This is a genomic window from Pusillimonas sp. T2, assembly GCF_002236805.1.
In the GTDB taxonomy this organism is placed as follows: domain Bacteria; phylum Pseudomonadota; class Gammaproteobacteria; order Burkholderiales; family Burkholderiaceae_B; genus Neopusillimonas.
In genome coordinates this window covers 22,558-36,963 of sequence record NZ_NIQA01000009.1, presented here as the reverse complement: position 1 = coordinate 36,963, position 14,406 = coordinate 22,558, and the positions used below count along the sequence as shown (strand labels likewise).

General features: G+C 57.2%; 14 protein-coding genes. 6 read left to right on the top strand and 8 right to left on the bottom strand.

Translation table 11 applies throughout. The features are described from left to right. Positions 1 to 108: 108 nt before the first annotated feature. Positions 109 to 513 carry an Hsp20/alpha crystallin family protein gene (locus PuT2_RS12905; protein WP_093971402.1) on the top strand — a complete coding sequence of 135 codons (405 nt, stop codon included), beginning with the start codon at positions 109 to 111 and terminating at the stop codon, positions 511 to 513. Between the two features lie 14 nt (positions 514 to 527). After that, positions 528 to 3,011 (top strand): endopeptidase La, encoded by a 2,484-nt coding sequence (gene lon / locus PuT2_RS12900; protein WP_093971401.1) that lies wholly within the window; start codon positions 528 to 530, stop codon positions 3,009 to 3,011. 71 nt (positions 3,012 to 3,082) lie between these two features. Here lon and PuT2_RS12895 read toward each other — a convergent pair whose 3' ends face one another. The 3 genes from PuT2_RS12895 to PuT2_RS12885 are packed head-to-tail and all read right to left on the bottom strand — an operon-like array spanning position 3,083 to position 6,808. Further along, the gene (locus PuT2_RS12895; RefSeq protein WP_093971400.1) at positions 3,083 to 4,033 is read right to left on the bottom strand and encodes a 3-hydroxyacyl-CoA dehydrogenase NAD-binding domain-containing protein; all 951 of its coding nucleotides are present in this window, start codon (positions 4,031 to 4,033) and stop codon (positions 3,083 to 3,085) included. Further along, positions 4,030 to 4,944 (bottom strand): helix-turn-helix transcriptional regulator, encoded by a 915-nt coding sequence (locus PuT2_RS12890; RefSeq protein WP_093971399.1) that lies wholly within the window; start codon positions 4,942 to 4,944, stop codon positions 4,030 to 4,032. Before PuT2_RS12890 ends, PuT2_RS12895 begins: the two co-directional genes overlap by 4 nt. 13 nt (positions 4,945 to 4,957) lie before the next feature. After that, positions 4,958 to 6,808, bottom strand: a complete 1,851-nt coding sequence (locus tag PuT2_RS12885; RefSeq protein ID WP_093971398.1) for a feruloyl-CoA synthase — start codon at positions 6,806 to 6,808, stop codon at positions 4,958 to 4,960. 260 nt (positions 6,809 to 7,068) lie between these two features. Between PuT2_RS12885 and PuT2_RS12880 the strand changes: the two genes are divergently transcribed. Beyond that, positions 7,069 to 7,683 carry an LON peptidase substrate-binding domain-containing protein gene (locus PuT2_RS12880; RefSeq protein ID WP_093971489.1) on the top strand — a complete coding sequence of 205 codons (615 nt, stop codon included), beginning with the start codon at positions 7,069 to 7,071 and terminating at the stop codon, positions 7,681 to 7,683. Further along, positions 7,680 to 8,624: a patatin-like phospholipase RssA gene (rssA, locus tag PuT2_RS12875; protein WP_093971397.1), complete on the top strand. Its 945-nt coding sequence runs from the start codon at positions 7,680 to 7,682 to the stop codon at positions 8,622 to 8,624. The genes PuT2_RS12880 and rssA overlap by 4 nt, the downstream gene beginning before the upstream one ends. On the opposite strand, the gene PuT2_RS12870 is transcribed toward rssA, so the two are convergent. After that, entirely contained in the window at positions 8,621 to 9,445 is an 825-nt protein-coding gene (locus tag PuT2_RS12870) for a ferritin-like domain-containing protein (RefSeq protein WP_093971396.1), read from the bottom strand. The two genes, rssA and PuT2_RS12870, sit on opposite strands and share 4 nt — an antisense overlap. A 275-nt stretch (positions 9,446 to 9,720) precedes the next feature. Here PuT2_RS12870 and PuT2_RS12865 point away from each other — a divergent pair, with 275 nt between their 5' ends. Together PuT2_RS12865 and infA are read left to right on the top strand one after the other, a co-directional pair. After that, positions 9,721 to 10,260 carry a cytochrome b gene (locus PuT2_RS12865; RefSeq protein ID WP_093971488.1) on the top strand — a complete coding sequence of 180 codons (540 nt, stop codon included), beginning with the start codon at positions 9,721 to 9,723 and terminating at the stop codon, positions 10,258 to 10,260. Between the two features lie 285 nt (positions 10,261 to 10,545). Continuing rightward, positions 10,546 to 10,806: a translation initiation factor IF-1 gene (gene infA / locus PuT2_RS12860; protein ID WP_093971395.1), complete on the top strand. Its 261-nt coding sequence runs from the start codon at positions 10,546 to 10,548 to the stop codon at positions 10,804 to 10,806. Between the two features lie 9 nt (positions 10,807 to 10,815). Here the strand turns inward: infA and PuT2_RS12855 are convergent, their stop codons facing one another. From PuT2_RS12855 to ahpC, 4 genes are all read right to left on the bottom strand, one after another. Beyond that, a complete protein-coding gene (locus PuT2_RS12855; protein ID WP_093971394.1) occupies positions 10,816 to 11,340 on the bottom strand; it encodes a histidine phosphatase family protein in 525 nt (174 codons plus the stop codon). Positions 11,341 to 11,361: 21 nt separating this feature from the next. Continuing rightward, the gene (gene thpR / locus PuT2_RS12850; protein WP_093971393.1) at positions 11,362 to 11,856 is read right to left on the bottom strand and encodes an RNA 2',3'-cyclic phosphodiesterase; all 495 of its coding nucleotides are present in this window, start codon (positions 11,854 to 11,856) and stop codon (positions 11,362 to 11,364) included. Positions 11,857 to 11,891: 35 nt separating this feature from the next. Continuing rightward, on the bottom strand, positions 11,892 to 13,478 hold the full coding sequence (gene ahpF, locus PuT2_RS12845; protein WP_093971392.1) for an alkyl hydroperoxide reductase subunit F: 1,587 nt from the start codon (positions 13,476 to 13,478) through the stop codon (positions 11,892 to 11,894). A 127-nt stretch (positions 13,479 to 13,605) separates the two neighbouring features. Further along, the gene (ahpC, locus tag PuT2_RS12840; protein WP_093971391.1) at positions 13,606 to 14,169 is read right to left on the bottom strand and encodes an alkyl hydroperoxide reductase subunit C; all 564 of its coding nucleotides are present in this window, start codon (positions 14,167 to 14,169) and stop codon (positions 13,606 to 13,608) included. Positions 14,170 to 14,406 lie beyond the last annotated feature (237 nt).

The following is a 14,406-nucleotide window of genomic DNA, read 5'->3' as shown; positions in this document are numbered from 1 at the left end:
GGGCCTATATTTTTAGCATCGGCCCGGGTCTGCCCCCCACCACACGACATGGCCCGGGGGCCGGCCCTTCGGGTCCGTTCAGTCGCTGACTTTGCCCAGGACGTCGCCATGGCCCATCGTAAAACCGTCAACACCATGTGGCTCGACGCGGTCAACATGCTCGACCGCGCCGACCAGTTGCATCGCCAGTTCTTCCGATTGGGTAGCGGCCAAAGCCGTGGGCCGTCGTGGGAGCCGCCTGCCGATATTTTCGAGACGCCCGATACGCTTTCGGTCATGGTCGCGCTACCGGGCATAGCACCCGATAACCTGCAAGTGACCATCGAGCACGATGTCCTGCATATTCATGCCCATCGACCCATGCCTGGCCCGCGCGGCGCGCACCTTAAACGGCTGGAAATCCCCTACGGCCACTTCGAACGCCATATTCGGCTGCCCTCTGGTCACTTCCAGATCCAGGACTCCAGCCTGAGCCAGGGCTGCCTGACCCTGACCCTGAAAAAACTGCGTTAAATCAGGAGGTTTCCATGACAAGCCCCGACCGCAGCGCCGCCCCCGATACCCCCCCTTCGTTGTCTGTCACCAATCCCGCTGTCGAACATGCCACCGCATCACCCCAGGCCGTCGACGACCTGCACATCCCTGAAGACGCCCTGATCCTGATCCCGGTGCGCAATTTTGTGCTGTTTCCCGAGCTGGTCGTCCCCATCGGCATCGGACGCGAAACCTCGATTGCAGCCGCCCAAGCCGCGGCACGCAGCAATCGGCCGGTCGGGATCATCCAGCAAAAAGACCCTGAAGTCGATGAACCCGGGCAAGACGACCTGTACAGCGTGGGCACCAGCGCCAGCATCTTGCGCTACATCACCACCCCCGACAACAACCATCATGTGATCTGTCAGGGCGAACAACGCTTTCGCATCATCAAACTACTGGACGGCTTCCCGTTCAAGGTCGCACAGGTCGAACGCTACACCGAGCCCAACATCGATTCGCCCGACATCGATGCACGCATGCTGCAGCTTAAAACGCGTACCGACGCCGTCATCGCCCTATTGCCCGACGCCCCCGAGGCCTTGTCCAGCATCGCCCAGAACATCACTTCGCCAGCCATTTTTGCCGATTTCGTCGCCGGCATGATCGACATCAAGCCAGCAGAAAAACAAGAGATTCTGGACACGCTCGACCTAAAAGCGCGGCTTGACAAGGTCCTCGCTCACCTCGAGCGCCTAGACCAGGTGCTTCGTATACGGCAAGCCATCGCCGAAGAAACCAAAGAACGGGTTGACGACAGGCAACGCGAGTACCTGCTGCGCGAACAACTGAAAACCATCCGCGAGCAATTGGGGGAAGACGACGAACAAGGTGCCGATGTTGCCGAACTGCGTGAAAAAATTGAACAGGCCAAACTGCCAGAGGCTGCCGATGCAGCCGCACGTAAAGCCCTGAAGCGACTGGAGCAAATGTCAGATGCCTCGGCCGAATACAGCATGCAGCGCACCTACATCGAGTGGCTGATCGAGCTGCCCTGGCACGTCGAGACCGAAACACCGATTGATATTGCCAAAGCGCGCGACATCCTTGATGCCGACCACTACGGACTGGCCAAAATCAAAAAGAGAATTCTTGAATACCTGGCTGTACGCAAACTCAACCCCGACGGCCGCAGTCCCATACTGTGTTTTACGGGGCCACCGGGTGTGGGCAAAACATCGTTAGGCCAAAGCATTGCGCGAGCGACCGGCCGCAAATTTGCACGACTGGGGCTGGGCGGCGTACACGACGAGGCCGAAATCCGCGGGCATCGGCGCACCTATATTGGCGCACTTCCCGGCAACATTATCCAGGCCATTCATAAGGCGGGCGCTCGCAACTGCGTACTGATGCTCGACGAAATCGACAAGCTGGCGGCTAGCGCCCACGGCGACCCCGCGGCGGCACTGCTTGAGGTACTCGATCCCGAGCAAAACAACGAGTTTCGCGATAACTATCTGGGCATTGGTTTTGATCTTTCGAAGGTCTTGTTCATTACAACGGCCAACGTGCTCGACAACATTCCAGGCCCGTTGCGCGACCGAATGGAGGTCATTTCGCTGCAAGGGTATACGCCAGACGAAAAGCACCAGATTGCCTTACGCTATCTGCTTGACCGCCAGCTTAAAGCCAACGGTTTAACCCAGGCGCAGTGCCAGGTCGACGATGACGTCATCGACGCCATTATCCAGGGCTACACCCGCGAAGCCGGGGTGCGCAATCTTGAGCGAGCACTGGGCGGTGTCTGCCGTTACGCCGCCATGGCCATAGCCGAAAACCGCCAAAGTCAGGTGCACGTCACAGCCGCATTGCTCCCCGACATTCTTGGCCCCGTCAAGTTTGAAAACGAAGTAGCCATGCGTACTAGCTTGCCAGGCGTTGCCACAGGCCTGGCCTGGACGCCCATAGGCGGCGATATCCTGTTCATAGAGGCCAGCCGCACGCCAGGCAGCGGCCGACTCATTCTGACCGGGCAACTGGGCGACGTCATGAAAGAAAGCGCCCAGGCCGCGCTCACCTTGGTCAAGGCTCACTTCGAGGCCTTTGGCTTGCCACGAGACTACTTCGACAAACACGACATTCATGTGCACGTGCCGGCCGGCGCGATTCCCAAAGACGGCCCCAGCGCCGGGGTCGCCATGTATACCGCTCTGGCCTCGCTCATCAGTGATCGTGCGGTTTACGCCAACCTGGCCATGACCGGCGAAATCAGCTTGCGCGGCCTGGTGCTACCAGTGGGCGGTATCAAAGAAAAACTGCTGGCCGCGCTTCAGGCCGGCATTAAACGCGTCATGCTGCCAGCCCGTAATGCCAAAGACCTTGACGACCTGCCCGCGCAGGCGCGCGAACAGCTGGACATTGTGTTGCTGGACAACGTTGATCAAGCCATAGAAACCGCGCTTGAAGCGCCGGTAGTGCCCGTCAATGAAGACGACCCGGCCCATCCCAAACGCATCTGGCGCTGGTCTCCGCCCTGAACGCACCAGCCAAGCCCAAATGACACCGGCTTGGCTGTGCGGCTTCAGCCTTAACAAGGCACGGCAGGGTCTTAAGGTAACTGGCCGCTATCGGTTTTTGCTGCCAGCAAATCGACCAGCAGCCGGTCGCGCTCGGGCACGAAGTCTTGCTCGGCATGCGTTTGCAGCATTTCGCGTACGCCTTGGGCAACTTTCTTCTTGAGCTCGGGTGTCATCGACGGGTCACCCAAATCGTGCCACCAGTCCTCAATCGGCCCGCCCAGGTGATCCAGCAGATGTTCAATACCGGCACCGCCGCCCGACAAATGCAGATTCATGAACGGCCCAAGCAACGCCCAGCGCAAACCCGGTCCGTGAGCAATGGCCGCGTCGATATCGCTGACACTGGCTACGCCCTGGTCAACCAGGTTAAAGGCTTCGCGCCACAACGCCGCCTGCAAGCGATTGGCAATATGCCCTTTGACTTCTTTACGCGGATGAATCGGGCGCTTGCCGATGTCGGCATAAAAGCGCATGGTGCGCTCAACCACTTCGGGTGACGTTTGCGCCCCCCCTATCACTTCAACCAGCGGAATCAAATGCGGCGGATTAAAGGGATGCCCTAAAACAACGCGTTCGGGAAATCGACAGGCGCTCTGGATACGGCTCATCAACAGACCCGATGAGCTGGACGCCAACACAATGTCGGCATCAAGCACAGCGTCCATGCGTTTGAACAAATCAATTTTCAGATCTTCTTTTTCAGGCCCGTTTTCCTGAACAAAGTCTACGCCGGACAATGCGGTTTCGAGATCGGCAAAAAATTCAATACGCTGCTTGTCGGCGCCGGGCGCCAGGCCAATGCGTTCAAGACTGGGCCACAACGCATCAATGGTCGCCAGCAGCCGTTCGTGTGCGCCGGCGCTGGGGTCGGTTGCACGTACCGCCAACCCTTGGGCCAGAAAATAGGCCGCCCAGCTGGCGCCGATAACCCCTGTACCTACTACGCCAACAGTTTTGATGACCCGTGTAGAAACACTCATGAAGCAACCCCTTTGTTGGTAGAAAAAATATGTTGGTCGATTAAGGCCAACGCCCGAGCGAGGACCGCCTGTGTTGTCAAACCCGTCGTGTCGATATCGGCGTTAGCCAGTGCATACAAGGCGCTGCGCGCCGCCAGCGCACTGACAATATTGGCCATCGCTTCGTCACGCAACTGAGGTGTGGCAATGCGAGCGTCATGCTGCGCCATGACACGGCGAAAATGCTCTTCGGGTCGGGCATGCAACCACACGGTGTAGAACGAGTGCAAAAGCACTTCGTAGGTCGCCGGTTCGGACACAATACCCCCGCCCGTAGCCAGCACGACCTGCGGACGACCCGCAATCACGGCGTCGAGACACTGCCGTTCAAGACGACGATAGCCGGCCTGCCCATAAATGGAGAACACTTCGTTGAGCGACATACCCGCCATTTGGGCCACCTGGGCATTCAGTTCGATAAACGGCGTACCCAACTGCTGCGCCAGCGCCGGGCCCAGGGTAGATTTTCCCGCACCCCGCAAGCCAATCAAAGCAATGCGCTTGACACCGCCCTGCTGCGACGACTGCTCATCAAGGTGACTAACCAACCAGCTACGAATACTGCGCAAGCTGTCGGGTGACTGACGCTTGAGCATTTCGACAATCAGCGCGTAATCCGCGCCAAATCGGTCGTGATCGGACAACAACGCGTCGGTTGAAACGCTCAGCGCACACGCCAACCGATGCAATACGGCTATCGAGACATTGCCATCGCCCCGCTCGACCCGCGACAGATACGGTAATGAAATGCCCGATTCAGTCGCCAGTTGCTTCATGGTCATGGCTCGGGCGGCGCGAGCAGAACGCACGCGCAAGCCCAGGCGCTGAGACAAGGCAGCCGTATCGTCGGGCGCGTCAGTCAGACTGTTCATTGCGTTACCGGCATTACAGGTAGATGACGTCGCCGGTTGCTTCGTCTGCGTACAAGGCATCTACCAGTGCAGCGCGTTGCTTTAGCACCGCCGACTGATTGATATAACCCTTATCGGTAATCTCACCCGCATCAACCGACGATGGGTCGGCCATGAGTAAGGCCCGATCGGCGTAGGTAGAGCTGGCCTGGCTAGCCGCGTGCAAAGCACGCAAACCAGCGCTTACCCGATCGCGCACGGCCTGATGCGCAAGAACGTCTGCCACAGGGGCGTCTTCGGCCAAACCCGCCAGACGTCGGCATGCCGCGATGTTCGGGAAAATCAGAAAACCCACTGAATTGCGGTCATGTCCGGTCACGACAATGTCTTGCGCCACCGGCGTCATGGCCTCGATGCCTTTGACGCGCAAATTGCCCACGCTGACCCAGGTCCCCGTCATCAATTTGAAGTCTTCGGACACCCGCCCGTCAAACACCAGACCTGCTTCGGGGCGAGCGGGATCTGCAAATTTGGCCGCATCACCAATCAGATAAAACCCCTCGTCATCGAACGCTTTGGCGGTGACATCGGGCTGGTTGAAGTAACCAGGCGTCACGTTTGGCCCCTTGACACGTACTTCCAGCTTGTCACCACTGGGCACCAATTTAAGCGACACGCCCGGCACGGGCACACCAATCACGCCGGAGCGATCGGCCTGGAAATGACAGTCAGTCGCCAACGGCGAGGTTTCGGTCGAACCCCAGGCCGTCACCATGGGCACCGCATAACCCAGTTCCTGAATAGACAACTCGATAAGACCGTCCCACAGGTGTTGTGGCAGCGCAGCCGCCGCATAAAAGATCACCTGCAATTTCGAAAAGAAGTTCCGACGCAGATCGGCGTCTTCGCGTAAGGCGGGAACCAGCATATCGAAGGCTTTGGGCACATTCAGGTACAGCGTCGGCGCAACTTCGCGCAAGTTGTTCAGGGTGGTGTCAAACAAACCCGGTACCGGCTTGCCGCCGTCAAGGTAGAACGTGCCGCCGTTGGCCAGAATCAGATTCAGATTATGGTTGCCGCCAAAGGTGTGATTCCAAGGCAACCAGTCGAGCAAGACGGGCGGCTGCTCAGTTAAAAACGGCCATACCTGCCGTTTGGCCTGCTGACTGGCGCACAACATGCGCTGGGTGTTGATCACCCCTTTCGGATAACCGGTCGAGCCCGAGGTAAACAATATTTTTGCCACTGTATCTGGCGTAACGGCCGCATAGGCGCGATGCACGGCGGCCAGGTCGACCTTTTCAAGCAAGTCTGAAAAATGCAATGCCGCTTCGGTCGGCAAGACATCTTCATCTGCCACTACCACCTGGGCATGATGCAAACCTTCGATGGCCGCGAGCGCGGTCTGAAACTTGCCGGCTCCACCCACGTAGATAAGCGCAGGGTCAAGACGTTGCACCAGATTCTTGAGCTTGGCATGATCTTTGGACAGCAGAGAATACGCCGGCGAAACACCGGCATAAGGAATACCGACATGCATGGCCGCCAGCATCAACAACCCATGGTTGACTTCGTTGTCAGACAACACACACACCGGACGACCCGGCCCGTAGCCACGCTCAAGCAACCACGACGCAATACGCTGGACTTTATCGAGCGCTTGGCGATACGTCACGCCAGCCCACAGCCCGGCCGGGCTGCGTTCGGCCAGAAACAAGCGTTCGGGCGCCTCGTCCGCCCAATAGTCAAGATACTCGCCTACGCATCGGGCATAAGGTTCTAGCGCAACGGGGTTCTCGACAAGCGTGGTGCCATCGGCACGACGGGTCACTGTAATGGCGGGCGCAGCAAACAGCGCGCCCAGGGGGGCCTGGGGCTGGTTCATGGTTGTCTCCTGATGCTTGTTTCTAATGTATTTTCAGCGACTATACGAAAATATAGTTTTCAATGCAATCTATAGTTTATTTTTAGGTGTACGAAGCGAACGCGGTCTAGCGGGATGCATACATTTTGATTTTGAGGCGCTTCAGACCTGAAGAGGTTTTGAATGGTGCGCGCGTTTGGCACCTTAAAATTTTTGGGGTAAGTAAAGCAAACGGCTGCCTGCCTGGCTGCGCGCTTTCGCTTTGTGGCATTATTCAACTCATGACTTCGCTGCCCCTCTTTCCGCTTGCCCGCGCGCTGTTTCCCGATGGCGTCATTCATCTGCGTATTTTCGAAGTACGTTACCTCGACCTGGTCCGGCGCTGCCTTGAGAATGACACTGGCTTTGGCGTTGTGGCGCTGACCAGCGGCACCGAGGTCCGCCAGCCGACCTCGCGCGAAACCTTTGTTTCGTCGGGCACACTGGTCACGATTGAAGAAGCCGTCACGCCAATGACCGGTCTGATGCAAATACGAGCCCGGGGCACTCAACGCTTCACACTGAACACATTTGAACAAAAGCCCGGCGGGTTATGGACAGGCAACGCCACGCTCCACGAGCCTGACCCTGCCGTCAGCATCCCGCAAGACCTGCAAGATTGCGCCGAAGCTCTGGGCCGCGTCATTGCCGACCTGCAACGCGAAGGCGTACCGCCCGAAGCAATGCCAGTGTCCGCCCCCTACCGGCTTGAAGACTGCGGCTGGGTAGCCAACCGATGGGCCGAATTGCTGCCGCTGCCGCCTACGCAAAAAGCACTGCTGCTCAATACGGCCGACCCGACAGAGCGTCTGGATATGCTGCGCGAAGTGCTTATCGTTAAAGGCGTACTGCCATGACAGCGCGCCGTCACTTCCGCCCCAAAGTCGGCCTCATTCTGGGCAGCGGCTCGGCGCGCGGCTGGGCACATATCGGTGTTATCCAGGCCTTGCGCGAAGCCGGCCTGAAGCCCGACATCATCTGTGGTACATCCATCGGTGCGCTGGTCGGCGCCGTACATGCTTCGGGTGGGCTCGACGAGCTCGACACGTGGGTACGCGAACTGGGTCTGCGCGACGTCGTCTCGTTCATGGACTTAACCCTCTCAGGGGGAATGCTCAAAGGCGAACGCCTGATGGGCTTCTTTAAACGCAAGTTTCAAGATCGCGACATCGAGGACCTCGACACCCCTTTTGGTGCGGTGGCCACCTCGCTACACAACGGGGCCGAAATCTGGCTGCGTTCGGGCAGCACCCTGGGCGCCGTACGGGCCTCCATCGCATTACCCGCCTTGTTTGCGCCGGTTAGACACAACGGGCAAATTCTTGTCGATGGCGGGTTAGTCAACCCGGTACCGGTATCGCTGGCCCGGGCCATGGGAGCCGACATCCTGATCGCAGTTGATCTGAATTCTGACCTGCTGGGGCGGCACCTGCGCCGCGGCCCTACCCCCCAGGCCGAATCAGAATCCCCACCCGCTCAAGAAGACGACTGGTTCAGCAAGCTACAAAATAATTTAACCGCTCTTCTGCCCGAATCGTCTGAGCGCGATCGCAACAAGCCAGAAGAGCCCGAGATCCCCTCGGTGCTCGATGTGGTGGCATCGAGCATCAACATCATGCAAGAGCGCATCACCCGTAGCCGCATGGTGGGCGAACCGCCGCATATCGTCATTGCGCCCCGGCTCGCGCATTTGGGGCTCATGGATTTTCATCGGGCAACCGAAGCCATCGAAGAAGGCCGGCGCGCAGCAAAAGAGTGCATTCCGGCGATTAAAGCCTTCGACATTGATTTGTCTTAGCGCAGCAACCAGGCCGACGCTTTTGAAAGCGGCGCCAACAGCATCCGCCCGACCACCGTCGGCAAATCGAGTGGCTTGACCACCATTTTTACCGCCATTTCGACCGGGTAGTGGCGTTGCAAGCCGCGACCCAAGCGACGACACAACAGCTTGAAACGGGCACGATCGGGTGTCTGCCCCCCTTCGTGCAATTGATACACATGCCACAACGCACAGTCGGCATCAGAGGCCCGCGCCTCGAGTACACGCCGCTTGAGCGCCTGGAATATTTTCCAGCGACCGGGCGGCTGAGCTTGCTGATACTTGCGAAAATACCGATAAAAATGCTTGTAGTGGTTGACCTCGTCGGCACGAATTCGCTGTGCAATACCTGCCAGCACCGGCTCGGTCGCCTGACGCGACAGCGCTGTGTAAAACGTTGCAGTGCCTGTTTCAACCACGCACCGAGCCACCATCTCAAGCCCCTGGGTAGGCTCAAACTCGTCGACGGTACACATTTGCGAGTATTCGGCATAAAACGCATCGTAAGCACGCTGCCAGTCGAACTCAGGCCACACATGCTGGGCATAAGCCCGCAACACACGGCCATGGCGCACCTCTTCGTGTTGCCATTGCTGCGTCAGCCATTCGGCTACTTCAGGGTCGTTGCCAAAGTAATCGATCAAATTCTGGGTGTATAAATCGGCGGCAATCTCGACAAACGAGGCGCCAATCACCATATAGAACAAGTCTTCGTTATCGCGCACGAGATCAACATCAACGTGCGCCAGTGGCACGCTGTCCAGCGTCCATTCGGTAGGTAGGGGCAGTACTGCAGACATAAGTTCAACCTGTGACATAAGCGCGCAGTTAAAAGATTACGGGAAGCGCGCATGGCGATCAAGAGCCAAACCCTCGACCTGTCCCGAACAACATCACGCCGCAACGGCGCTGTGCGATTGTGTCACGAAAAATTAGCTGGACGAAAAACCATGAATTTATTATGGTTATCGCCGACGTGTTGTACGGTAAATCCGGCAACACCAGGCCAGGCATCAGCGCCACCACAACACGCCTGTGCCGGCACAATGTATTAACCACCAAGAAGGAATCGACTATGCAACAAGTACCCGCTTGTGACTCCACCGAACGCTACGGCCGTGTGACGCGCATTTTGCACTGGATTATGGCCATTTTGCTGGCCTGGCAATTTACGTCAGCACTCGCCCATTTTCTGGCTGAGGACAGCGCCTTAGACGAGCTGTTATGGGGTACGCACAAAGCGGTAGGCTTTTTGCTGATGCTGCTGATTGTTATTCGTGTGTTGTGGGCGCTGCTCAATCTGCGTCACCGCCCGCCCGCAATCAGCGCCGCCGCCCGAGTTGGCCACGTTGTGCTTTACCTGTTGATGCTACTGGTACCCCTTGTGGCCTTAATGCGCCAATACGGCTCGGGCCGCGAATTCTCGCCCTTTGGCATCCCCCTGATGCCCGGCTTTGATGAAAGCCTGAAAATCAAATGGATGACCGACCTGGGCAGTAATTTCCATAGTCTGCTGGGCTACGTTTTGCTGGTACTGGCGCTGGGTCATATTGCCTTTGCGCTAAAGCACTATTTTGCCGGCGAACGGCAGATCACCGACCGCATGCTGAAATAAGCTGTTTTATTAGGGTTTTCCTTGACACCCCGCCACGGGCACGTTACCCTAAAAAGGTGCTTGCCCTTGTGGTTAAAGGGCATCGTTCAATCGGCAAGGCGCATTACCCATCGCGGTGGCCTTGCTGTCAATTTGGGTGCCACACCGCGTGCACCTGCGCTACGTAGCCTCAGCTACGCTTTTTGTTCCGTTTTACGGCGGCTGCCCCACCCCGGGGGCTCATAATTTTGCTGCAATGCGCAACGCATTGCGGCCAAGGTTTGTTTTTACAAAGGAAAACGTCCCATGGCAAAAGAAGAACTACTTGAAATGAATGGCTCGGTCACTGAAGTCTTGCCCGATTCCCGCTTTCGCGTCACCCTCGAAAACGGACACCCTGTTGTCGCCTATACCGGCGGCAAAATGCGCAAACACCACATCCGTATTCTGGCTGGCGACAAAGTTAAGCTAGAAATGTCGCCCTACGACCTGAGCAAGGCCCGTATTATTTTCCGCCATATCGAAGGCCGCCCCCCAGTTACCGGCGCACCGCGTCGCCGTCGCTAAGCCAACGGCTTAATCGGTAACGGGCGTTGCAAAGCGCTCGAGCACCCCTGAATGATCGGAAATGTCGGCCCACGACGCCGCATCGGGGAAATCGATGACCGCCAGCCCTGCCGGCGGAAACTCATGGCGTAACCTCACCACGGCATTTTTGCTGCCGCGCCCGATCAGGCGCATGGCCAACGCAGAAATGCCGGGGTTATGCCCCACCAGCACCACACTTTCATATTTGTCGGGCGCCGCCTGCACAACGTCAAGCAGTGCCTGTACCGAAGCCTCGTAAATTTTTGGCTCGAATACCGCCGGGACTTGACCCGGCAGTTGACGCTGCACAACCGACCAGGTATCGCGCGTGCGCTGTGCCACCGAGACAATAGCCCGCTGCGGCATCACACCCTCTTGTGCCATGTAGGCCCCCATCTCCAGGGCTTCGCTAAGGCCTCGCTCAGATAACGTACGCTCGATGTCGGGCTGCCCCGATCCATGTCCTGAATGTGCATGACGTAACAACACCAGACGACGCGGAGCAACTGACATACGTTTCAACCTTAGAAATATTCATATAAGACCGTATTTTGCCCCATTCGGCTGCGGGTGTGAATGCGCCAGGACAATTCGGTCAGCCCACCATATCACTGGCGCGCCCAATAGGCGCGGCGCGACAATAACCTTGCGCGCCAAGGTAACGTGCGGACAAAATGAAAACTGCTTGTCGTACCAGATACCTTCTTGATCAAGCAAACGCCCTAAACGGTCACGCAATGCCAGTAACCCGACCGGCACCTCCGACGGCCCCACCCACGCCAGCTTTAGCCGCTCAAAAGTATCGACCTGGTCTAGCCTCAGCTCGAAAGCCAGGCGCGGCAGCGTCTGCGCAATATGGCGTAATGCGGCGTGTTGATCAGGGCGTGGGTGCCCCAGAAAGGCCAGCGTCAGGTGAAAATCGGCCTGATGCGTTAAGCGCCCGCCTGCGAACGACGCCTGCAAAGCCGTCAACTGGCGCGCCACCACCGGGTTGGGCCAAAGGGCAAAAAAATAGCGCGATGTTTCCATCGCGCTATTTTCAGGCTTTACCCAGGCTGAGGCAATCAGGCCGTTGTAGCCTCGGCTTCGGCCGGTACGTCAACCGAACTGCGAATCAAGTGATCGAAGGCACCCAAAGCCGCTTTGGCGCCATCGCCGCAAGCAATGATAATTTGCTTGTACGGCACGGTGGTTACGTCGCCGGCAGCAAATACGCCGGGGATGGACGTTTGACCTTTGGCATCGACTTCGATCTCGCCATATCGCGTAAGCGATACGGTATCTTTAAGCCATTCGGTATTAGGCACCAGACCAATCTGGATGAACACGCCTTCAAGTTCCACCTTGCGTGATTCACCCGATTTACGATCGGTGTAGCTGAGACCGTTGACCTTCTTGCCATCGCCGTGGATTTCGGTAGTTTGCGCCGACACGATAATGTCGACGTTAGGCATGCTGCGCAATTTACGCTGCAACACTGCATCGGCACGCAGCTCGTCGCCAAATTCGATCAAGGTGACATGAGCCACGACACCGGCCAAGTCGATCGCGGCTTCAACGCCCGAGTTGCCACCACCAATAACGGCAACGCGCTTACCCTTGAACAGCGGGCCGTCGCAGTGCGGGCAGTAGGCCACACCGGCATTGCGATACTGTTGCTCGCCGGGCACGTTAATTTCGCGCCAACGCGCACCGGTTGCCAAAATCACCGTTTTGCCCTTCAGGGTTGCACCGCTTTCAAGCTGAACTTCGACCAACTTGCCGCCTGTGACCAACTTGGTGGCACGTTGTACGTTCATGATGTCGACATCGTAAGCCTTGACATGCTCTTCGAGGGCGGCCGCAAAACGTGGGCCTTCGGTTTCTTTGACCGAAATGAAGTTCTCGATAGCCATGGTGTCGAGTACCTGACCACCGAAGCGCTCGGCCACGACGCCCGTGCGAATGCCTTTACGCGCTGCATACACGGCAGCCGCTGCGCCGGCCGGGCCACCGCCCACAATCAGCACATCGAAAGGCTCTTTGGCGCTCAAGGCTTCAGCCTTGCGTGCGCCGGCGCCCGAATCAAGCTGCGCAAGGATTTCCTCGACGCTGGAACGACCCTGGCCAAACTTCTCGCCATTCAGGTACATGGTGGGCACAGACATGATCTGGCGCTCGTCGACTTCAGACTGGTACAGTGCGCCGTCGATGGCCACGTGACGGATGCGCGGGTTGATGATCGACATCACGTTAAGCGCCTGAACAACGTCGGGGCAGTTCTGGCACGACAGCGAGAAATAGGTTTCAAAGTTGTAGTCACCATCAAGATTGCGGATCTGTTCGATGACCGCTTCGTCGAGCTTGATGGGATGGCCGCCGACCTGGAGCAATGCCAGGACGAGCGACGTGAATTCGTGCCCCATGGGGATACCGGCAAACGTGACGCTGATGTCGGTACCGGTGCGGGCGATGGTAAACGAAGGCTTGCGCTGTGCGTCGTCGCTGCTCTCAACCAGCGTAATCCGGTCGGACATTGCGGCGATTTCCTGCAACAGCTCGCGCAGTTCTTGCGACTTCGCGCCACTGTCGAGATTCGCAGTGATCTCGATGGGCTGGGAAATCCGCTCCATGTAGGATTGCATCTGAGTTTTAAGGCTGGCTTCTAACATAACAGTGACCTTCTATAAAAATTATTCTTCGGTATAGCCGCAGCCCGGTTTGTGACCAGACTGCGGCTTGCAATAGCGGGGCCCGTTTTGGCAGGCCGGCGCCATTTAATGCACGCTAAAACTGAATTTAGATCTTGCCGACCAGGTCAAGCGAAGGCTTCAGTGTTTCGGCGCCTTCTTCCCACTTGGCGGGGCAAACTTCACCGGGGTGAGCGGCGATGTACTGAGCGGCTTTAACTTTGCGCAGCAGTTCGGAGGCTTTACGGCCGATGCCGTTGTCGTGTACTTCCATGACCTTGATTTCGCCTTCGGGGTTAATTACGAAGGTACCGCGCAGCGCCATGCCTTCTTCTTCGATGAGGACTTCGAAGTTACGGGCCAGCACTTGTGTTGGGTCGCCCAGCATGGGGTACTGAACTTTCTTGATGGCGGCCGAGGTGTCGTGCCATGCTTTGTGCGAGAAGTGGGTGTCGCACGAAACAGCGTAGACTTCAACGCCCAGTTTCTGGAATTCGGGGTACAGATCAGCCAGGTCTTCGAGTTCAGTCGGGCAAACGAACGTGAAATCGGCAGGGTAAAAAACAAAAACGGACCATTTACCTTTTACGGCCTCGTCGGTGACGTCAAAGAATTTGCCGTTTTGGAAAGCTGTGCTTTTGAATGGTTTGATTTTGGTATTAATCAGGGACATTTTTGTTTCCTCTGTTGTGGTTGAAAAGTGAAAGTGATGTCAGTATAGGAAAGCCAGGGGCATTTGTAAAATTGATTGATTTAATGACTTCAGTAAATTTTACCTATTGCATGGCTGTGCGCTACGACAACATGCCCGGCTTTAGTTTATATGCGGCCGTTACAGCGCAATTCAAGTCCGCATAGGCCAAACAACCTGCGTTAAAATAAAAAGTTATCTTAAAGATTAAAGATTTCA

What these genes read in the sequence shown, in the direction of transcription:
- PuT2_RS12905 (WP_093971402.1), top strand. Translation starts at nt 109, where the DNA reads ATGGCCCATCGTAAAACCGTCAACACCATGTGGCTCGACGCGGTCAAC.
- lon (WP_093971401.1), top strand. Translation starts at nt 528, where the DNA reads ATGACAAGCCCCGACCGCAGCGCCGCCCCCGATACCCCCCCTTCGTTG.
- PuT2_RS12895 (WP_093971400.1), bottom strand. Translation starts at nt 4,033, where the DNA reads ATGAGTGTTTCTACACGGGTCATCAAAACTGTTGGCGTAGTAGGTACA.
- PuT2_RS12890 (WP_093971399.1), bottom strand. Translation starts at nt 4,944, where the DNA reads ATGAACAGTCTGACTGACGCGCCCGACGATACGGCTGCCTTGTCTCAG.
- PuT2_RS12885 (WP_093971398.1), bottom strand. Translation starts at nt 6,808, where the DNA reads ATGAACCAGCCCCAGGCCCCCCTGGGCGCGCTGTTTGCTGCGCCCGCC.
- PuT2_RS12880 (WP_093971489.1), top strand. Translation starts at nt 7,069, where the DNA reads ATGACTTCGCTGCCCCTCTTTCCGCTTGCCCGCGCGCTGTTTCCCGAT.
- rssA (WP_093971397.1), top strand. Translation starts at nt 7,680, where the DNA reads ATGACAGCGCGCCGTCACTTCCGCCCCAAAGTCGGCCTCATTCTGGGC.
- PuT2_RS12870 (WP_093971396.1), bottom strand. Translation starts at nt 9,445, where the DNA reads ATGTCTGCAGTACTGCCCCTACCTACCGAATGGACGCTGGACAGCGTG.
- PuT2_RS12865 (WP_093971488.1), top strand. Translation starts at nt 9,721, where the DNA reads ATGCAACAAGTACCCGCTTGTGACTCCACCGAACGCTACGGCCGTGTG.
- infA (WP_093971395.1), top strand. Translation starts at nt 10,546, where the DNA reads ATGGCAAAAGAAGAACTACTTGAAATGAATGGCTCGGTCACTGAAGTC.
- PuT2_RS12855 (WP_093971394.1), bottom strand. Translation starts at nt 11,340, where the DNA reads ATGTCAGTTGCTCCGCGTCGTCTGGTGTTGTTACGTCATGCACATTCA.
- thpR (WP_093971393.1), bottom strand. Translation starts at nt 11,856, where the DNA reads ATGGAAACATCGCGCTATTTTTTTGCCCTTTGGCCCAACCCGGTGGTG.
- ahpF (WP_093971392.1), bottom strand. Translation starts at nt 13,478, where the DNA reads ATGTTAGAAGCCAGCCTTAAAACTCAGATGCAATCCTACATGGAGCGG.
- ahpC (WP_093971391.1), bottom strand. Translation starts at nt 14,169, where the DNA reads ATGTCCCTGATTAATACCAAAATCAAACCATTCAAAAGCACAGCTTTC.